This window comes from Photobacterium atrarenae, from assembly GCF_024380015.1.
Taxonomy (GTDB): domain Bacteria; phylum Pseudomonadota; class Gammaproteobacteria; order Enterobacterales; family Vibrionaceae; genus Photobacterium; species Photobacterium atrarenae.
Genome location: NZ_CP101508.1, coordinates 96733 through 116698, shown reverse-complemented (window position 1 = coordinate 116698; position 19966 = coordinate 96733). Strand labels below are relative to the sequence as shown.

The following is a 19966-nucleotide window of genomic DNA, read 5'->3' as shown; positions in this document are numbered from 1 at the left end:
TTAGCCGATTTTGGATACTTTCAGCAGCCGTTTCAGATCGCGCAGCACATCTTTGCCCTGGGCCAGAATCGCCGGCTGAGCGCTTTCCAGCGGATAGGCCATCAGGATGTTACCGAGCGGATCGACCAGATAAATCGCCTGCGCGCCATATTCGGTCGCTTGCAACCGCTTCAGCAACGACGCCGGAACCGTCGCCGCTTTCAATCCCCGCAGGAGTTCATTATCTTGCCCGGCCGAACCGTTCACCAACAGCAAACTCGCGACCCGATCCCGCTCGGCTCCAACCGCCTGCGGGATCTGACGCAGATGAAACAACGCACCAGCACATGCCACGTCACAGTCATCCGGCAACACATAGAGCAGTTGCCAGCGCCCTGCCTGAGCCACCCCGGGTGCGCTTAACGGCGGGTCCAGCAACTGGCCTCGGTTCGTCACTCCGCCCTGATACCACTGCATCGACAACATCAGCTGGGCCAACCCGACCGGCAGGGCAAATGCAGCGAGCAGCAACCATAACTTCCCGAATCTTTTCATCCCTTGCTCCGTCTCAGCCACCACCATGCGGCCACCCCAATGGCCAGCGCCATCAGGAACCACTGCGCCGCATAGGCATAATGCTTATGCGGCCCCATCACCACCGGGGTCCAGGTCTGCTGCAACGCCACCGGACTGTCCGGCTCGATTTGCAGCACCCAGGGCTGCAGAGCCAGTCCCATCATTTCGCCCAACTCAACCGGATCAAGGTTCTGTACCCGCAGCGGCCCCCCGGCCCCGAGCTGCTCCGGCACTGTCGCCGCCAGCTCCGGCAAGGTTGAGGCCGGGGCAATCACCCCGGTGATCCGCATCTCACCATGGTGCTCGGGCAGGACCGGGATCTGATCCCGGTAGGTCGGTGCCGCAATCCAGCCCAGATTGACCAATACCCAGCCATCTTCGGCAGCAAAGGGATACAGCAGATGATAGCCGGCCTGGCCCCGATACAACTGGTTATCCAGCAACACCGCCTGGCGGTGATCAAAGCGACCACGCAGGGTCAGACGGTACCAGCGCGGATCGCCCGGCAAACTCGCCAGGCTGAAATAAGTTTGCTCACCCCGGTATTTCAGCGCCACACTGAGGCTCTCTTTTTCCTGCGCCCGTGACATTTGCCACATCCCCAGCTTGACCAATGTCGCCAGGACCACCACAGTAAAAAAGATGAACCCAATCCGTCGCATACTTACCTGTCATTCCATGGAGCGCCAATGTTGCTAAAAGCCCTTGCTGTCTGTCTGCTGATTTTCATCATCCTCAACCTGTTCCGGGCGTTGCCGGTGATGCTCAAGGGCCGGGAGGGCCAACCGATGAGCCGCCACCTCGGTCGGCGGCTGCTGATCTCAGTATTGCTGTTCGCCCTGCTGCTCATTGCGCTGGCCACCGGCTATATCACGCCCAACCCCCGTCCCTACTGACCGGCGAGATAAACCACCGACCATCAGAGGATATACACGAACACAAACAGCCCGAGCCAAACCACGTCGACAAAGTGCCAGTACCAGGCCCCGGCCTGGAAGGCAAAATGCTTCTCAGACGAGAAGTGGCCACGCAGCACCCGCAACCAGACCACAAACAGGATCACCGTCCCCAGGGTCACGTGCATGCCATGAAATCCGGTCAACAGAAAGAAAGTATTGCCATACACCCCGGCATCCAGGGTCAATCCCAACTCATGATAGGCATGGACATATTCCACCCCCTGCAGGTAGACAAACAGGCTGCCGAGCAAGACAGTCAGCAACAGGAACAAGGTCAGGCGCGGCCGGTTATCCTCCTCCAGCGCGGTATGAGCAATATGCACCGTGACCGAGGATGTCAGCAGGATCAGCGTGTTATATAGTGGCAGCCCGAGCGCCCCCATCGCCTCGGTCGTGGTACCGCCCGGCGTTACCACCAAGGGCCACTGAGCAACAAAATCCGGCCATAGGACCGCGTGGGTCATGGCGTTATTGCCGGCCCCGCCGAGCCAGGGCACGGCAATCATCCGGGCGTAGAACAGCGCACCGAAGAAGGCGGCAAAAAACATCACTTCCGAGAAAATAAACCAGCTCATGCCCTGACGGAACGAGCGATCCATCTGGTGACTGTACAGCCCGCCCATAGATTCACGGATCACATCCCGGAACCAGCCCACCACCATCAGCAGCAAAATCCCGACCCCGACCAGCAGGATCCACGGCCCCTGGCCACCAAACAAGCCACCGACCGTGGCCCCGGCACCCAGGGCAATCAGGAACAGCGCCACCGCCCCGACAATCGGCCAGATACTGGTCGCCGGCACGTAATAAGGTTCATGGGGAGGCTGGATTGCCTGATCATGTTCGCTGTAGGGATTTGCCATCGTGCCACCTCATTGGGTTTGAGCCGTCTCACTCGACGGGGCTTGAAACAAGGTATACGCCAGCGTCAGGGTGTGAATGTCGGCCGGCAACGCCGGGTCGACATAGAACACCAACGGCAGCCGGGCTGACTCCCCGGCCGCCAGCGGCTGACGGTTAAAACAAAAGCATTCGATTTTATTGAGATACTGGGCCCCCTGACCCGGTGAGACCGACGGTACTGCCTGGCCGATACTCGCCTCCTGCGCCAGGTTTCGCGCGGCATAATTCACCGTTTGCGTCTGTCCGGGGTGCACGATCATCCGCCGTACCTCCGGCTCAAACGTCCACTGCACGCCAGGGTTGATATACGAGACAAACTCTACCGTGACCTGCCGCGAGGTATCGATCCGCTCACTGGCTGCGGTCGGGGTTGAGGCGGTTTTGCCGTTGATCCCGGTGATATCACAAAACACGTCGTAGAGCGGCACCAGCGCGAACGCGAAGCCGAACATCCCCAGTGCTAGGCCGACCAACGACCAGATCGAGCGACGCTTGCGCTGCTCGGCGGATGCCGGTTTCATGTCCTTTGGATCTGCTTTCCTGCGCATGGGTGCCTCCGATATCCGCGTTCAATCAATCTTGGGCGGAGTGGTAAAGGTGTGGTGCGGCGCCGGCGATGCAACCGTCCACTCCAGGCCTTCGGCCCCGTCCCAGGGCTTGGCCGCCGCCTGCTGTCCGCCACGCACGCACTTCACCACCACCGCCAGGAAGATCAGCTGCGACAGGCCGAACAGGAAGCCGCCGATACTGACCACCGCATTGATATCCGCAAATTGCAGCGCGTAATCGGGGATCCGCCGTGGCATCCCGGCCAACCCCAGGAAATGCATCGGGAAAAACAGAATGTTGACCGACACCACCGAACACCAGAAATGCCACTTGGCCAGCTTCTCGTCGAACATGTACCCGGTCCATTTCGGTAGCCAGTAATAGGCCGCAGCCATAATCGAGAAAATCGCCCCGGAGACCAGGACATAGTGGAAGTGAGCCACCACAAAGTAGGTATCGTGATACTGGAAATCCGCCGGGGTGATCGCCAGCATCAAGCCGGAAAAGCCACCGATGGTAAACAAAATGATAAAGGCGATCGCAAACAGCATCGGCACTTCGAACGTCAGCGAACCACGCCACATGGTCGCCACCCAGTTGAAGACCTTGACCCCGGTCGGCACCGAGATCAGCATGGTGCAGTACATAAAGAACAACTCGGCGGCGACCGGCATCCCGGTGGTAAACATATGGTGGGCCCAGACCAGGAAGCTCAACCCGGCAATCGACGCCGTCGCATAGACCATTGAACTATAGCCAAAGAGCTTCTTACGAGAAAAGGCAGGGATAATCGCCGAAACAATACCAAAACTCGGCAAAATCATAATATAAACTTCCGGGTGGCCAAAGAACCAGAAGATGTGCTGGAACATCACCGGATCACCACCGCCGGCGGCATCAAAGAAGCTGGTGCCGAAGTATTTGTCCGTCAGCACCATAGTGACAGCCCCGGCCAGCACCGGCATCACCGCGATCAGCAAAAAGGCAGTGATCAGCCAGGTCCAGACAAACAGCGGCATTTTCATATAAGTCATCCCCGGCGCCCGCAGGTTGACGATGGTGACAATCACATTGATCGCCCCCATGATGGAGCTGATCCCCATGATATGGATGGCAAACACGAACAGCCCGGTACTGGCGGGGCTATAAGTGGTCGAGAGCGGGGCATAGAAGGTCCAACCAAAGTTCGGCCCGCCCCCTTCCATAAACAGTGATGCCAGCAGCAGGGTGAAGGCAAACGGCAGGATCCAGAAGCTCCAGTTGTTCATCCGCGGCAACGCCATATCCGGCGCGCCAATCATCATCGGGATCATCCAGTTGGCGAGCCCGGTAAACGCCGGCATGACCGCGCCGAACACCATGATCAGACCATGCACCGTGGTCATCTGGTTAAAGAAGTTCGGCTCCACCAGCTGCAACCCCGGCTGAAACAGCTCAGCGCGGATCACCATCGCCATTGCCCCGCCGATCAGGAACATGGCAAAACTAAACATCAGGTACAGCGAGCCGATATCCTTATGGTTGGTCGTCAGCAGCCAGCGCTTGAACCCGGATTGAGGATGGTCATGATGTTCATGCTCGGTTGTCCGTTCATCCGCCACCCCGGCCTGCTCACGCAACATGTCCGTCATCGCTGTTCTCCTCAACTCTTGCCCTGAATGAAAAACCTGTGTCCTGAAAACATTGGCCCGAAGCCACATGCCATTAAAGCGCTTTGCCATCCATCACAGCCTGCACTTCCGCCGCCTGTACGGACTCGCCGGTGTTATTGCCCCAGGCATTCCGTTCATAGGTGATCACCGCCGCCAGCTCTTTCAGGCTCAATTGCGGGCCAAACGCCTGCATCGCCGTTCCGCTGCGGCCATGGACGACCAGGCTGATATGCTCGAGCTTACGCGCCGGATCAATCGAGACCCCCTGACCGGCAAGCGCCGGGAAGGCACCCGGGATCCCCTCGCCATTGATCTGGTGGCACATCGCGCAACGGGTGCCGTAAACCTGCTCACCCAGGCTCATCAGCTCATCCATGCTCATTTCCATCGCCAGCAGGCGCTGCTCTTCCTCATACGCAGCCCGCTGGGCAGTTTTGGTGGCCTGCAGCCACTGCTGGTATTCATCCTGCGACTTGGCTATCACCACAATCGGCATAAAGCCGTGGTCCTTGCCACACAGCTCAGCACACTGGCCGCGGTAGACCCCCGGCTTGTCGATCCGGGTCCAGGCTTCATTGATAAAACCCGGGTTGGCGTCTTTCTTAACCGCAAAATCCGGCACCCACCAGGAGTGGATCACATCCTGTGAGGTAATTAGAAAGCGCACTTTTTTGCCAATCGGAAGCACTAGCGGCCGGTTGACTTCCAGCAAATAATTGTCACGCTTATCCCGCTCATTGGCGATCTGCGCCCTGGTGGTTGCTAACAGCGAGTAAAATTCAACATCTTCATCAAAATAGCGATAATGCCATTTCCATTGCGAACCGGTGATCTGCACTGTGATGTCCGACTCAGTGGTGTCTTCCATCGCCAGCAGGGTTTGAGTGGCCGGAATGGCCATCAGGATCAGGATCACAAACGGAATCAGGGTCCAGAGGATTTCTACCTTGGTACTTTCGTGGAATGAGGCAGCAACGGCCCCTTTTGATTTGCGGTGATGAAGGATCGCCCAGAACATCACCCCGAAAACGACAATGCCGATAGCCACGCAGATGTAGAGAATGGTCATGTGAAGATCGTAGACTCGCTGACTGACATCGGTGACCCCGGCCGTCATGTTCAAGCGCATCGAATCCGTTTCGGCAGCCACCGACCATGCCAGTCCGGCAGCCGGTAACCCGCAGAGCCATTTGCGAATTTTCACCGCAATCCCTCCTTTTCCAGCGCCTCAACCCATTCCAGCGCAGCGCAAAATGTGTGGTTTGCCAGCCCGTCCAGCAGGCAAAATCACACCAACATGATTAACACTTTGTTTACATTCAACTTAGGACAAAAAGGAAAAGATCAGCAAAAAAATGGCTAAAAAAAATCAACCGCCTGCGTTCGCAGACGCCGATGACGGGATGCCTGTTGCTGAACCGGTAAAAAGCAGGAAATGAGTCGTTTCAAGGCAAGATATGGAAGGGGAACAATGCGTGTCCGGTCATTACAGCCGAAAATGAACCAATACCGGCGTCAGGCGATATTTCAGGCTGGGCACTTTTGCCAGCCACCGCTGCCAGGGCCGCCAACGTGGACAAGCTTGTTCCAGCGGGCTGTGACTGCTGATCACCTCGCTCCACGGCAGCCAGCTCAGAATTTGGCGCACCGGATCTTTGTAGCCGTGCTGGTACTGTCCGGACCCCATTCGACCGGCCAGCGCTGAGCCACAGCGATCCCCGGCAATCACCAGGCACACTTCAATCTGGCTGAAGTGGCAGCCAATTTGCTGAACGAAATGCGCCAGCTCGGTCTCCGTGCACTGCAGCAGTGCCTGATCGCACAGCAGCAGGACCGGTGCATTGCCCATCACCGGCAGCGATTTCAGCCAAGACAGCTCGGTGACCGATCCCGGCCGCATGGTGTAACGCTCGCTGCGGTGGAACAGGCGCTCACGCCACAACAGGTTCTCATCAGTATCGAGCTCAAACCAGCGGCAACGGCCGTTATCCAGCCGGTAAAACCGGGTATCAAGACCCGCACCAACATTGATGATCCAGCCATTGGGATGACGACGCAAAAATTGCTGAACCAGACGATCACATTGCAACGTCAGTGTAGCGTGCAGCAGCTGGCGGGCATTGACGTTGCCACTGAGACAGTCCGGCTTTAAATGGCACTGGTTACACGCTGCGGCGGCAACCGGATCATAGATCAGACCATCATCCTCGAGGCTTTCGCGACTCCGGAGCCATAAAGGTTGCAGCAGCGCTGTCGGGATGTGGTAACGGGAAGTTTTGGTCATTATCATCTCCATCTGATCATGAGTGGATGATAATGACTATCATTAAGCTTTGTAAAGACCCGGAGACAAAAAATCGCCAGGTTTTTGCCTGACGATTTCCAAGTGAGTCTCCTGGGCGGACGCCGGAGCGTTTACATCCAGTCGGTATTGCGGATCACCCCGACCGCGATGCCCTCAATCGTCAGCTGTTGCTGGTTGAGATCGACCACAATCGGTGCAAAGGCTTCATTCTCGGCATGCAACAATACCTGAGCCCCTTGACGCTCCAGGCGCTTCACGGTCACATCATCTTCAACCCGGGCCACCACGACCTGGCCGTTGCGGACATCCTGGGTTTTATGCACGGCCAGCAAATCACCATCCATAATCCCGATATCTTTCATACTCATCCCGTTCACCCGCAGCAGGAAATCGGCACGCGGTTTAAACAGGGCCGGGTCAACCTCATAATGGGTTTCCACGTGCTCCTGAGCCAGGATAGGCTCACCCGCCGCGACCTGGCCAATCAGGGGAAGCCCCTGGTCTGCATCCTCACCGTGCATGCCCAGCACGCGGATCCCACGGGATGCACCGGGAATAATTTCGATCACTTCTTTACGGGCCAGCGCCTTGAGATGCTCTTCGGCAGCGTTGGCCGAGCGGAAACCCAACTCACGGGCAATCTCAGCGCGTGTTGGCGGCATTCCGGACTCTTCAATCCTGGCTTTGATCAAGTCAAAGACTTCTTGTTGGCGCGGCGTTAACGGCTTCATGGCTCTATCCTGTCTTTTTATACAGTTCACTGTGAGTATATCCAGTGTTAACAAAGTTGAAAAGACAATTGTTTACGAAAAGAGCAATTTTCCCGGCCATAGCTACTCAGCTGGTCCAGCCTGTCGGCTCTGTGTTCCGAACGCGCTGCCTTCTACCCCGAAATCACCGGCTCTCTTGATCTCTACAACAAAGAAACAATGGGTTAGCACAAAATCTGCTGAAATCTGATCTTTCACCATCAGGATGTGGTATTTCAGCGCATCATACGTGGCATTTTCTGCTATCCTTGCCACGCATTAGGATTTCGAGGCTAGTAAATATATGTCAAATTGGCAGAAAGTTTATCGAAAAGTATTGAATTTGCCGCTTTCTCTGTTGGTCAAAACTCATTCTATACCTTCAGACCCGGTCGCGGATCTGGCACTGGACTTATCCCGTCCTATTATTTATATCCTGCCATTCCGCTCGAATACGGATTTAATGACCCTGCGCAGCAGTGCCCTGACGCTGGGTTTGCCCGACCCCCTGGCCCCGCTGGCGCTGGGTGGCCAGTTGTTTGATCGCTTCGTCTATGTCGCTGACGGCCCGAGCGTGTTCGGCTCGGACGGCGAACTGCCCAAAGCATCGCTGGCCCTGTTTACCGCATTACTTGAGCAACATAAACAAGATCCCGAACTGGATGTTCAGGTGGTACCGGCCGCCATTCTCTGGGGCCGTAAGCCGGGCCGGGAAGAGAACCAGAAGCCGTCGTTGCGCCCGCTCAACGGGCCGGAAAAGTTTGTTGCCGTGCTCGGCAGCGGCCGGGACAGCATGGTACGCCTGAGCACCCCGGTATCACTGCGCTACATGGCCGATCGCCATGGCACCGATGACTCCATTGCCCACAAGCTGGCCCGGGTCGCCCGGATCCACTTCTCCCGTCAGCAACTGGCAGCTTCCGGCCCTAAACTGCCGGATCGCCATATGCTGTTCAAGCGCCTGCTGGCTTCCAAAGCGATTGAAAAAGTCGTCACCGAAGAGGCCCAGAGCCGCGATGTACCGATCGAAAAAGTGCGCAAAGAAGCCATCGACATGATGGAAGAGATTGCCGCCAATTTCTCCTACTCGCTGATCAAGCGTGGTGATCGCTTCCTCGGCTGGCTGTGGAACAAGCTCTACCAGGGCCTGAATGTCCACAATGCCCAACGCGTCCGCCAGCTGGCCCAGGACGGCCATGAAATTGTCTATGTTCCCTGCCACCGCAGCCACATGGATTATCTGCTGCTCTCTTACGTACTGTATCGCGAAGGCATGGTGCCACCACACATTGCCGCCGGGATCAACCTCAACTTCTTCCCTGCCGGGCCGATTTTCCGCCGCGGCGGCGCGTTTTTCATCCGTCGCAGCTTCAAAGGCAACCGCCTGTACTCAACCGTATTTCGCGAATACCTGGCCGAGCTGTTTGCCAAAGGCTATTCAGTTGAGTACTTCAGCGAAGGCGGACGCTCCCGTACCGGACGTCTGTTACCGGCAAAGACCGGGATGCTGTCGATGACCATCCAGGCGATGCTGCGCGGGTTGAACCGGCCGGTCACCCTGGTACCGGTCTATATCGGGTATGAGCACGTGATGGAAGTGGGCACCTATGCCAAAGAGCTGCGCGGCAAAAGGAAAGAGAAGGAAAACGTTGGTCAGGTACTGCGGACCCTGCGCAAACTGCGCAACCTGGGCCAGGGCTACGTCAACTTCGGTGAGCCGATTCCGCTCAACAGCTACCTCAACGAGCAAGTCCCGACCTGGCATCAGGATATCGACCCGATCGAGCCGCAGCGTCCGCAATGGCTCAACCCGGTGGTCAATGATCTGGCCAACAAAATGATGACCCACATCAATGACGCCGCAGCGACCAATGCCCTGACCCTGTGTGCCCTGGCTCTGCTGGCCTCGCGTCAGCGCGCCCTAAGCCGGGAAGAGCTGGAGCAGCAAATCGACTGTTACCTGCAGTTGCTGCGTAATGTGCCGTACTCATCGCAGTGCACCATTCCGACTGATGAGACCTCAGTCCTGGTCGAACATGCCCTGAGCATGGACAAGTTTATTGTCGAGCGCGACAGCCTGGGCGATATCGTGTCGCTGGATCGCCAGCAATCGATCCTGATGACCTATTACCGCAACAACATCATCCACCTGTTTGCGTTGCCATCGCTGATCGCCCATATCGTAGTGCAGCACCAGCACTTGTCCGTCGGTGCGATTCATGAGCAGGTCGAGCGGCTCTACCCGTTCCTCAAAGCAGAGCTGTTCTTGCGCTACAGCAAAGCCGAGCTGAATGAGGTGATTGATGCCCAGGTTGATGAACTGGTGCGACAGCGACTGATCCTACGCGACGGGGACACAGTGGCTCTCAACAGCGCCCGCATCGGTCCGCTGCAATTACTGGCCCGGACGATCACCGAAACGCTGCAGCGTTATGCCATTGCCCTGACCCTGCTGCGCTCCGAGCCGCAGCTGATGAAGAGTGATCTGGAGCAACAGAGCCAGATGATGGCCCAGCGGTTAAGCCGACTGCACGGCATCAATGCGCCGGAGTTCTTTGATAAGGGCGTCTTTGCCACCCTGGTCAAAACCCTGCGCAACGAAGGCTACCTGAATGAGGATTGCCATGCCGTTTCCCGCCCGGTCGAAACCCTGGCCGATCTGCTGGCCGCACTGGTATCGCCGGAAGTGAAACTGACCATTCAGGCAGTGATGAGCCGGGAAGACAAAGGAGAAGAAATGACGCCCGAAATCTAAGGCGCGCTCACTCTTCCCCCTGAAAAACAGCGCCGGCCTTCGGGCCGGCTCTTTTATGGCACGGCACTGTCGAGCGATACCTGCCACAGACCTGTTGATCAGCTCTGAGAGCATGTGGATCATGGCAACCTCTCCCCCACCACCAGGCAGCTCAGCCACACCGAAAAAACCTGTAACAAGCTGATTTTATTGAGTTTAAACTATAATCTACCCAGAACCCAGGTGTCGCAAACCACAGAATGTCCAGGTGATTCGGCTTGGGGATCACGACAACCACAAAACCCGGTCCTTCGTCGAATGTTGCCAGCTTGCAAGCAGTTTTGCGGGAAAACAGCAGCCATCAAAAAAGCGCCGGACGGCGCTTTTTATCAATCCTTACCATCGCGTCACTGGCTTATCCCAGCGCCACACTCACCGCCATCCCCAGCCACACCAACATACCGAAGTAGTTATTGTTGAGAAAGGCCTTAAAGCAGGGCTCTCGCTCACGACCACGGATCAGCATTTGCTGGTAAACCAGCAGCGCAGATGCCAGCAACAAACCCCAGAAGTACAACGGATGCAGTCCCTGTAATGCACCGACCACAATCAGCAGCAACACCGTGCCCAATTGCAGCAAACCGATGATCAGCTTGTCGAAGCGGCCAAACAGGATCGCCGTCGATTTGATGCCGATTTTCAAATCGTCATCCCGATCGACCATCGCATACTGGGTATCGTAAGCCACCGTCCAGAGAATATTGGCGACGAACAGCAACCAGGCTGTCGCTGGCAATTCACCGGCCTGGGCTGCATAGGCCATTGGGATTGACCATCCAAATGCCATGCCCAGCACCAGCTGTGGCAAGTGGGTATAGCGCTTCATAAACGGATAAGCCGCCGCAAGCAGCAATCCAATGACCGACAGCTGGATCGTCAGGGCGTTCATGGTCAACACCAACAAGAAGGACGCTAAGATCAGAAACCCGAACAACCCCAGGGCTTCGCGCTCAGAGATTTTTCCCGACGGCATCGGCCGCTGCGCCGTGCGCTTCACATGGCCGTCAAAGTTACGATCGGCATAATCATTGATGACACACCCCGCCGCCCGCATGAAAATCACGCCCAGCACAAACACCACCAGCACCTGGGGGTCCGGCCAGCCGTCCGCGGCCAAAAACAGCGCCCACAAGGTCGGCCATAACAGCAACAAACTCCCAATCGGGCGATCCAATCGCGCAAGTTGCCAGAAAGCTTTTGCTTTGCTTAATTCCAACGGAGCGTCTCCTTTGCATAAATCGGGGCTTGTTCAAGAAACAATTCAGCGACCAACATGGGTTTGTCATTGACCCATAGCCGCGAACGGCGGGCCCACAGCGGATGTTTGTCATCCCGGAGGTTGGCCACCACCAGCGCATCGCGACGCGCGCTACGGTCGGTAAAGACCCGGAACCCCAGCGGCATCTCACCCAGTTGCTCCAGATCCTGCTCCTGGCCGGTCAGGGTCGACTGCGGGATTAGCGTCCGGGCAAAGACCCAGGGCACCCCGTCGCCTTTGAGCACCACTTTGCGCAGCAGGCAGTCGGCCTCGCCGAGCAATGCCCGCTCATCGGGCTGCAACTGTTGATTCTCGATCACGCGCTGCTCGAGCAGCGTCACGGTAAAATGCTCGCAATATCGCTGAAAACGTCGCGACAGCGAATCGGGTTCAAGCAACCAGGGCCCGAACGCTGTCCCTTCAATGGCGATCTCCTGCGGGCTCTGCCAGCGGGCATCATCCAATAAAGGTTTGTACAACTGCTTGAATTTCGACATTTTTCTAATAAAAACGCTACCTCTGCACTGGGAAAGGCTTGGTCGCGCAGTGTTAATTGATTACCATAAGGAAACACTATTGTAGCAAGCCGTAACGGGTACGAATATCGTTACGATCGAAAGAACACCATTCACCGCCGCCCGAAAGCGGTAAATTCATGATGAGTGTCATAATGAAACCACTATTTTTTGCGCTTGCCCTGGGTATGGCTGCCCTGACGGCACCATTTCAGGCGGCAGCTGATGATGAAGGCCCGGCTGCGCCACTGTACACCTATTACACCCTGGAACCAGACATCACCACCAACTACGTCACCCAGGGAAAAAAATTAGGCTACTTACGCCTTCAGGTCGACTTAATGGTCGCCGACCCATCGCTGATCAAAGAGATTGAGCACCACGCACCGCTGATCCGTGATGCCATTATTAACATCATCGGCGAGCAGCCGGAAGCACGAATAAAATCACTCGCCGGACGCGAAGAGATCCGCCAGGCTTGCTTCAACAAGGTCAACGAGCTGCTGATCATGGAAACCCGCCAGCGCATCCTGACCGAATTGCTGTTTACCAAGTACCTGTATCAATAATAATACCAATCAAAGTAAATCAGTGATCAGAAATAGCGCAGGAAAAGTGTTTGAGAACAAGGCAGAATTTTTAGATAAGACGTTATTCGACAACCAAAAGTTCTCACGCAGTTATCGAGCATTTGAACAAGCCTGTCTGGCCAGTGACTCACTGCGGATGTCTCAACTAAGCCATTGTAATAAAAAGAAAAAGGCGCTCATGATGAGCGCCTTTTTCTTTATCTTGCTACGTCAACTCAGGCCGCGGCCGAGTGTCCCGGGTACTTTACCGCAATATAGTCCGCCACTGCCTGCTGTTGCTCGGCACTGAGGTAAAGCCCCAGCTTGCTGCGGCGCCATAAGGCATCCTCAGCTTCCTGCACAAACTCATGCTTCATCAGGTAGTCCAGTTCGAGGGCATAGAAGCCTTCCCCGAAGTGCTGACCCATCTCAGCTTCTTCACTGACCCCTTCCAGCAGCGTCAGGGCGCGGGTACCGTAGTTGGTCGCCATCCGCTCAGCGGTAAAACGAGATAGCCACGGACACTGTTGCTGCAGCTGCGTCGCCAGTTGCTGGCCGTCAAAGTTTGCTTCACCGCCCGGCAGGAACGCATCCGCCGTCCAGGCAGCCCCCATTTGCGGGAAGAACGGCGACAGCTTGGTCATCGCCGCTTCTGCCAGCTTGCGGTAGGTGGTCAGCTTGCCGCCGAAAATCGACAACAGCGGTGGCTGATTGCCGGCCTGCTCCAGCTCCAGCGTATAGTCGCGGGTGATGGCCTGCGGCGAATCCGATTCATCATCGCACAGCGGGCGAACACCACTGTAGGTCCAGACCACATCCTCCCGCGCCATCTTGCGGGTAAAGTGGTGGTTGTACACCTTCAGCAGGTAATCAATTTCATTATCGTCGATCGCCACTTCGCGCGGGTCGCCCTTGTACTCGACATCCGTGGTCCCGATTATCGAGAAACGGTCCAGGTACGGGATCACAAACACAATCCGGCTATCTTCATTTTGCAGAATATAGGCCTGCGGCTCATCATGGACCCGTGGCACCACAATGTGTGAGCCTTTAATCAGGCGGATATTTCTTGGCGACGGGGTATCCAGGCTTTGATCGTAGAATGCTTTCACCCAAGGGCCAGCCGCATTCACCAGGGCATGGGCACGGCGCTCGAAGGTCTCACCGGTGATCATATCGCGCACGACGACTTTCCACAGCTCGCCGTCCTGTTCAGCCTTTTCCACTTTGCAGCGGTTGCGGACTTCGCCGCCACGGGCTGCGACTTCCATAGCGTTCAGGATCACCAAACGCGCATCATCGACCCAGCAGTCTGAGTATTCGAAACCTTTCGTGATTTCAGGTACCAGCACCGAGTCGGCACCGAACTTCAGGCCCTGGCTCGCCGGCAGCGTCGTCCGCTTACCCAGGTGATCGTACAGGAACAAGCCGGCACGGATCATCCAGGCCGGGCGCAGGTGCGGCCGATGCGGCAGACGAAATCGCATCGGGCGGGCGATATGAGGGATCTTGCGCAGCAGCACTTCCCGCTCAGCCAGGGCTTCCCCGACCAGGCGGAACTCATAATGCTCCAGGTAACGCAGGCCACCGTGAATCAACTTGGAGCTGGCCGATGACGTGGCTGAAGCAAAGTCATTGGCTTCATACAGCCCGACATTCAAGCCGCGGCCCGCTGCATCTGCGGCAATTCCTGCGCCGTTAATCCCGCCGCCGACGACGATCAAATCCAGAACTTCAGATGTTGCTACCCTCATATCCCCACCTCAATCGAAAATAGAAATTTCAAAAACGCTCAAAAATGCTCGATAACGAACATAATAGATCATGTGTTGACGAAGATCATCATTTATATTTTCGGTTTGTTACATAAGTATGAGACAGATAACAAGAACAGAAAAAAAACGGGCTGCCTTGATGGGCAGCCCGCAAGATTCAATTGGGGGTCGAAGATGGTTCAGTTAATAATTTCGAGGTGGATCTCGTGTTCAACCAAGCACTTGTCGAGCGCTTCGGGCGGACGCTGATCAGTGAACAGCATATCGATCTGACTGATATCACCCAGATTGACCATCGCATTGCGACCGAACTTGGTATGATCGACCCCCAGCATCACACAGCGGCTGTTCTCAATAATCGCCTGCTTCACCCGGACTTCATGGTAATCAAAATCCAGCAGCGAGCCATCAAGGTCAATCCCGCTGATCCCCATAATGCCGAAATCAAGCCGGAACTGGGAGATAAAGTCCAGGGTCGCTTCGCCGACAATCCCGCCGTCGCGGTTGCGTACTTCCCCGCCCGCCAGGATCACCCGGAAGTCATCCTTGCCAGTCAAAATACTGGCGACATTGAGGTTGTTGGTGACAATCCGCAGATCATGGTGGTTAAGCAGTGCACGCGCCACAGCCTCAGGGGTCGTCCCAATATCAATAAACAGGGTGGCCCCGTCCGGGATATGCTGAACCATCGCCTGGGCAATCCGATCTTTCTCCGCCAGTTGCATCACCTTGCGGGTGCTGTACGAGGTATTGACCGAGCTGGACGGAATCGTGGCTCCACCATGATGCCGGCGGATTTTGTTGTCCGCCGCCAGCTCATTGAGGTCACGACGGATGGTTTGCGGACTCACGCTAAAACGCTCCACCAGATCGTCAGTGCTGACGTATCCCTGGTTTTTAACGAGATCGATGATTTCCTGATGACGTTTGCTTTGCTTCACTGCTCACGCGGCTCCTAATTGCAACAAGGCTTCGCCAATGCGAAGCCTTGTCATCTTACCTAGTGCGTTGCCAAGATGCCAATGACGGCGATCTCAATCACGCATTTTGTTACGCCTGCGCCTGAACCGCTTCCTTATGGAGCTTGCTCTCACCGATCAGCGCCAGGGTCAGGAAGAAGATGGACAGACCACATGCAGCCGTCAGGACCATAAAGCCACCATCCCAGCCAAAGTGGTCCACGGTGTAACCCAGAATCGCGTTCGCTGCAACTGCGCCGCCCAGGTAGCCGAACAGGCCGGTCAGACCGGCAGCGGTACCCGCTGCTTTCTTCGGTGCCAGCTCCAGCGCATACAGACCGATCAACATCACCGGGCCATAAATCAGGAAGCCGATCGCCACCAGTGCCATCATATCAACCATCGGGTTACCGGCCGGGTTGAACCAGTATACCAGCACCGCAATCGTCACCAGCGCCATAAACAGGATACCCGCCGGCGCACGACGGCCCTTGAAGAACTTATCCGACATCCAGCCACACAGCAGGGTGCCCGGGATCCCGGCCCACTCGTACAGGAAGTATGCCCAGGAAGACTTGTCGACAGTGAAGTGCTTGACTTCGCTCAGGTAAACCGGTGCCCAGTCCAATACCCCGTAGCGGATCAGGTAAACGAAGGCGTTGGCAATGGCGATGAACCACAGCAGCTTGTTGTTGAAGACATACTTGAAGAAGATTTCCTTGGCTGTCATCTCCTGCTCGTGAGATTCGTCATAGCTGTCCGGGTAATCTTTGTTGTGCTCTTCAATCGACGGCAGGCCGCATGACTGCGGGGTATCACGCATCACCAGCAGGGTGAATGCCGCCACCAGCAGCGCGAAAAACGCCGGAACATAGAAGGCTGCGCGCCAGTCGTCATTGAACGCCCACAGACCCAGCAGGAACATCGGACCGATCAGACCGCCACCCACGTTGTGGGCCACGTTCCAGATAGAGACAATCTCACCCCGCTCTTTGCGCGACCACCAGTGCACCATGGTCCGGCCACAAGCCGGCCAGCCCATGCCCTGGAACCAGCCGTTGAGGAACAACAGGATGAACATGGCCGCAATACTGCCGGTTGCCCAGGGCATAAAGCCAAAGCACAACATGACCAATGCCGACATCGTCAGGCCGGCAGTGAGGAAATACCTCGGGTTCGAGCGATCCGAGACGCTCCCCATCAGGAACTTCGACAGACCGTAAGCGATAGATACCGCCGCCAGGGCCACCCCCAGATCGCCGCGGCTGTAGCCGTACTCCTCAATCAGGTGCGGCATCGCCAGACTGAAGTTCTTCCGGACCAGATAATAGCCGGCGTAACCAAAGAAAATCCCGAAAAAGAGTTGCCAGCGCAGGCGCTTATACACCGGATCGATCTGACTGTCCGATAGCCGATCCGTATGCATGGCGGGTTTAAAAATGCCAAACATGAAAATGTTCCTTTAAAAGTTGTCGTTTTGTTAGCGATGGTTTGCGAAAGCGCAAAAAATTGATGAGCGAAAATACTCAATAATGCTCACAATGTGCAAATTATTGCTCGAAAGAAGATAAATAAATGTGAAAGGAATCAAAAACGAAGGTTAATTTTTCACAAATAGAGCGATGACTCTATCTTTTTTGTGAAATATCAGAGGTAGCCATGTGGATCAACAGGTTCCGTAAACATGAACTGAAGGGACGTGCCCGGGCGACGGCGCGACCGGGCCAGCCCAGCAAACAGAAACGCGGGGTGAGCGCCCCCTAACTCCGGGCCGGACGACGCAGCTTACCGTCGACCAGGGCGATAACGCAGCCGCTGATGAGTCCGAACAGGTGCGCCTGGTTGGCGATCGACATCCCCATCGGCTGGGCAAAACCAATCACCAGCCACGCCAGCATAAACACCACGTAAGGTTTGGGGATCGCCAGGCCACGCTCGGGCACCAGCCATCCCATCCACCACAGATACCCCAGCAGCGCGTAAACCACACCGGACAGACCACCGAACCCCGACCCATGAAACCAGAACTGGGCAAAACCGGAAATCAGGGCCGAGATCAGAAATACCTGCAACAGTTTAGTACTGCCGCTGTGACGCTCAAGCTGGCCGCCCAGCAACCACCACCACAGGCAATTGAACAGGAGATGCAGGGTCGAGAAATGGATCAGGGCATGGGAGAAGAAGCGCCACAGCTGCCACTCATCTCCCTGCATCAGCGGAAAATGCAGCCAGCGAAACAGCGGCTGCTCGAACCCGAACAGCCACAAGCCGTAAATCACCATCGCAGCAACCATCACTGCCAGGGTCAGCGGCCCGGCACGGGCACGGATCAGGGTCAGCAGATCCGGGCTGTGATAAGTGAATTTAGCCGTGCGGGACTCAGCCAGCGCCCACGAGGCGGCCTGATACTTGCTGTCGTTGGGGTTGGCCAGAAACAGGTTAAGCTCCGCTTCAGCTTCCACCAGGTACTGGCTGTCTTCGAGCCAGATTGCAAACCGCCCTTCCGGCTCCGGGGCCAGGCTCAGGGGGATCCCCCGTGATGCCATATAATCGATGAATGCCTGGGCCAGGCGAGGGTTGTTCAATCCGGCTAACCGATGCATCTGCGTCTCCGTTAGGATGATACCTGCTGGTGACAAGGATACGCCTGCCGGCGCCAGGCTTCAAACCCGCCATCCAGGCTGTAAACCGTCTCATAGCCCTGGTTGATCAAATACTGGGCCGCGCCCTGGCTGCTGATCCCGTGATAACACATCACGATCACCGGCTGCTCGAAATCCACCTGCTCCATAAACGTCACCATAGTGTCGTTGGTCAGGTGAAACGCCGCCTGCGGATGTGACAGGCCAAACGACTGCGGATCCCGGATATCGGCCAGTACGGCCCCGGCATCCGGTTGCTGCAGCAGTTCAAATGCCTGCTCTACCGAAATATGCTCGAACTGATCCATTGATTGCCTCACTTACTTGCTGCTGGCGCCGCCAGCATTGGGGTTATGGGATTGCCGATCCACCCGAGGATCCGCGCCGGCCGTGAAACTGTGATGATCCTCCGTTTTGGGATCCCGGCCGCAGCGATCACGGGGTATCTGCGCTGGTGCCTATTGTACCCCACAAAGTTACTCACAACCTCGCACAGAATGTAGGGGTTTCAGCAGCTACAACCCATACACGATATTACAGACAGGGCAAGGGCTCTGCCGATGGCTCACACCACGGTAGCGGGCAGAGCGGACAAACAATCACCAGCTGTGGAAAAGTCTGTGAATAGCGTTGATAATGTGTTTTTTTCCAAAAGGATCCACTATATGTAGATCGGATCCGATCATAATCTGTGGATAAGATTGGTATACAGCTCTGTTTCAACCCCAAAACGTGAACTAGTTCCCAGAAATCAGGCACAAAAAAACCGGCGTTAGGCCGGTTCCTTGTGCTCAGTATTGTGGATACTTCCTGAGGATCCTCAGAGGCTGTCACCCACCGCTTCTTTGAGCTTTTTCATCGCATTTTTCTCAAGCTGACGGATCCTTTCTGCAGAAACGCCATAATGCTCTGCCAGCTCCTGCAAGGTGGTCTTCTGCTCATCCAGCCAGCGCGAGCGGACAATGTGCTGACTCCGCTCATCAAGACAGGCCAGCGCCTGCGACAACCGGTTGGTGGCATGGCTCTCCCAGTTATTCTCTTCATAACTCAGGGCCACGTCGGACGATTTATCTTCCAGGAAATAGACCGGGGCGCTGAAGCCGCTGTCGCGATCATCATCATCGACCGGGCTCTCAAAAGTCGGATCCTGGGCCGCCAGACGGGATTCCATCTCACGGACTTCGCTGGCATCGACCCCGAGCTGCTCGGCAACCATGTTGACTTCGTCGTTATTGAACCAGCCCAGGCGCTTTTTCGCCTTGCGCAGATTGAAAAATAATTTGCGCTGGGCTTTGGTGGTCGCGACTTTGACGATCCGCCAGTTGCGCAGCACGTACTCGTGAATTTCAGCCTTGATCCAGTGGACCGCAAACGACACCAGGCGCACACCGACTTCCGGATTGAAACGCTTCACCGCCTTCATCAGGCCGATGTTGCCTTCCTGAACCAGATCTGCCATCGGCAGGCCATAACCGGAATAACCGCGCGCGACATGCACTACGAAGCGCAAGTGGGACATGACCAGGGACTTGGCCGCATCGATATCGCCATCATAATGCAGACGCTCAGCCAGCTCACGCTCCTGCTCCGCCGACAGCATCGGGTAGCTGTTGACACTCTGAACGTAACTGTCCAGGCTGTCTGAGGAAACTAACGCCAATGAAGTCATTTCTTGTGCCATTCAACAAACCTCGTGTGTTTTGTATACAGATGGAACATTGCTATAACCCGTAATGATGCCCGCAAAGTGGCCGTCATTGCAAGTCGGCCATGTAATTTCCC

The 19966-nt window shown here is 56.1% G+C and carries 19 protein-coding genes; 3 read left to right on the top strand and 16 right to left on the bottom strand.

Annotated features, from left to right (window positions below):
- Together NNL38_RS00565 and NNL38_RS00560 are read right to left on the bottom strand one after the other, a co-directional pair.
- Window positions 1–534 (bottom strand): redox-active disulfide-containing membrane protein, encoded by a 534-nt coding sequence (locus NNL38_RS00565; protein ID WP_255389110.1) that lies wholly within the window; start codon window positions 532–534, stop codon window positions 1–3.
- The gene (locus NNL38_RS00560; protein WP_255389109.1) at window positions 531–1217 is read right to left on the bottom strand and encodes an SURF1 family protein; all 687 of its coding nucleotides are present in this window, start codon (window positions 1215–1217) and stop codon (window positions 531–533) included. The genes NNL38_RS00565 and NNL38_RS00560 overlap by 4 nt, the downstream gene beginning before the upstream one ends.
- Window positions 1218–1244: 27 nt before the next feature.
- On the opposite strand from NNL38_RS00560, the gene NNL38_RS00555 reads away from it, so the two are divergent.
- The gene (locus NNL38_RS00555; protein WP_255389107.1) at window positions 1245–1451 is read left to right on the top strand and encodes a DUF2909 domain-containing protein; all 207 of its coding nucleotides are present in this window, start codon (window positions 1245–1247) and stop codon (window positions 1449–1451) included.
- Window positions 1452–1474: 23 nt separating this feature from the next.
- Here NNL38_RS00555 and NNL38_RS00550 read toward each other — a convergent pair whose 3' ends face one another.
- From NNL38_RS00550 to lexA, 6 genes are all read right to left on the bottom strand, one after another.
- On the bottom strand, window positions 1475–2377 hold the full coding sequence (locus NNL38_RS00550; protein ID WP_255389106.1) for a cytochrome c oxidase subunit 3: 903 nt from the start codon (window positions 2375–2377) through the stop codon (window positions 1475–1477).
- A gap of 9 nt (window positions 2378–2386) precedes the next feature.
- A complete protein-coding gene (locus tag NNL38_RS00545) occupies window positions 2387–2965 on the bottom strand; it encodes a cytochrome c oxidase assembly protein (protein WP_439651363.1) in 579 nt (192 codons plus the stop codon).
- Window positions 2966–2986: 21 nt separating this feature from the next.
- Entirely contained in the window at window positions 2987–4597 is a 1611-nt protein-coding gene (gene ctaD, locus NNL38_RS00540; protein WP_255389105.1) for a cytochrome c oxidase subunit I, read from the bottom strand.
- A 73-nt stretch (window positions 4598–4670) separates the two neighbouring features.
- Window positions 4671–5822 carry a cytochrome c oxidase subunit II gene (gene coxB / locus NNL38_RS00535; RefSeq protein WP_439651362.1) on the bottom strand — a complete coding sequence of 384 codons (1152 nt, stop codon included), beginning with the start codon at window positions 5820–5822 and terminating at the stop codon, window positions 4671–4673.
- Window positions 5823–6104: 282 nt separating this feature from the next.
- Window positions 6105–6902 carry a class I SAM-dependent methyltransferase gene (locus NNL38_RS00530; RefSeq protein WP_255389104.1) on the bottom strand — a complete coding sequence of 266 codons (798 nt, stop codon included), beginning with the start codon at window positions 6900–6902 and terminating at the stop codon, window positions 6105–6107.
- Window positions 6903–7033: 131 nt separating this feature from the next.
- Window positions 7034–7654 (bottom strand): transcriptional repressor LexA, encoded by a 621-nt coding sequence (gene lexA / locus NNL38_RS00525; RefSeq protein WP_255389103.1) that lies wholly within the window; start codon window positions 7652–7654, stop codon window positions 7034–7036.
- A 322-nt stretch (window positions 7655–7976) separates the two neighbouring features.
- On the opposite strand from lexA, the gene plsB reads away from it, so the two are divergent.
- The gene (gene plsB / locus NNL38_RS00520; protein ID WP_255389102.1) at window positions 7977–10427 is read left to right on the top strand and encodes a glycerol-3-phosphate 1-O-acyltransferase PlsB; all 2451 of its coding nucleotides are present in this window, start codon (window positions 7977–7979) and stop codon (window positions 10425–10427) included.
- A gap of 394 nt (window positions 10428–10821) precedes the next feature.
- Here plsB and ubiA read toward each other — a convergent pair whose 3' ends face one another.
- A complete protein-coding gene (gene ubiA, locus NNL38_RS00515; protein ID WP_255389101.1) occupies window positions 10822–11682 on the bottom strand; it encodes a 4-hydroxybenzoate octaprenyltransferase in 861 nt (286 codons plus the stop codon).
- On the bottom strand, window positions 11673–12221 hold the full coding sequence (locus tag NNL38_RS00510) for a chorismate--pyruvate lyase family protein (RefSeq protein ID WP_255389100.1): 549 nt from the start codon (window positions 12219–12221) through the stop codon (window positions 11673–11675). The genes ubiA and NNL38_RS00510 overlap by 10 nt, the downstream gene beginning before the upstream one ends.
- Window positions 12222–12394: 173 nt before the next feature.
- Between NNL38_RS00510 and NNL38_RS00505 the strand changes: the two genes are divergently transcribed.
- The gene (locus tag NNL38_RS00505) at window positions 12395–12808 is read left to right on the top strand and encodes a flagellar basal body-associated protein FliL (RefSeq protein WP_255389099.1); all 414 of its coding nucleotides are present in this window, start codon (window positions 12395–12397) and stop codon (window positions 12806–12808) included.
- A 236-nt stretch (window positions 12809–13044) separates the two neighbouring features.
- Here the strand turns inward: NNL38_RS00505 and glpD are convergent, their stop codons facing one another.
- The 6 genes from glpD to rpoH form a co-directional block, all read right to left on the bottom strand.
- Window positions 13045–14562, bottom strand: a complete 1518-nt coding sequence (gene glpD, locus NNL38_RS00500; RefSeq protein WP_255389098.1) for a glycerol-3-phosphate dehydrogenase — start codon at window positions 14560–14562, stop codon at window positions 13045–13047.
- 200 nt (window positions 14563–14762) lie between these two features.
- The gene (locus NNL38_RS00495; protein WP_255389097.1) at window positions 14763–15524 is read right to left on the bottom strand and encodes a DeoR/GlpR family transcriptional regulator; all 762 of its coding nucleotides are present in this window, start codon (window positions 15522–15524) and stop codon (window positions 14763–14765) included.
- A gap of 109 nt (window positions 15525–15633) precedes the next feature.
- Window positions 15634–16992: a glycerol-3-phosphate transporter gene (gene glpT / locus NNL38_RS00490; RefSeq protein ID WP_255389096.1), complete on the bottom strand. Its 1359-nt coding sequence runs from the start codon at window positions 16990–16992 to the stop codon at window positions 15634–15636.
- A gap of 310 nt (window positions 16993–17302) precedes the next feature.
- On the bottom strand, window positions 17303–18145 hold the full coding sequence (gene glpG / locus NNL38_RS00485; RefSeq protein ID WP_255389095.1) for a rhomboid family intramembrane serine protease GlpG: 843 nt from the start codon (window positions 18143–18145) through the stop codon (window positions 17303–17305).
- An 11-nt stretch (window positions 18146–18156) separates the two neighbouring features.
- Window positions 18157–18492, bottom strand: a complete 336-nt coding sequence (glpE, locus tag NNL38_RS00480; RefSeq protein WP_255389094.1) for a thiosulfate sulfurtransferase GlpE — start codon at window positions 18490–18492, stop codon at window positions 18157–18159.
- A 512-nt stretch (window positions 18493–19004) separates the two neighbouring features.
- Window positions 19005–19865, bottom strand: coding sequence for an RNA polymerase sigma factor RpoH (gene rpoH, locus NNL38_RS00475; protein WP_255389093.1), 861 nt, complete (start codon window positions 19863–19865; stop codon window positions 19005–19007).
- Between the last annotated feature and the right edge of the window lie 101 nt (window positions 19866–19966).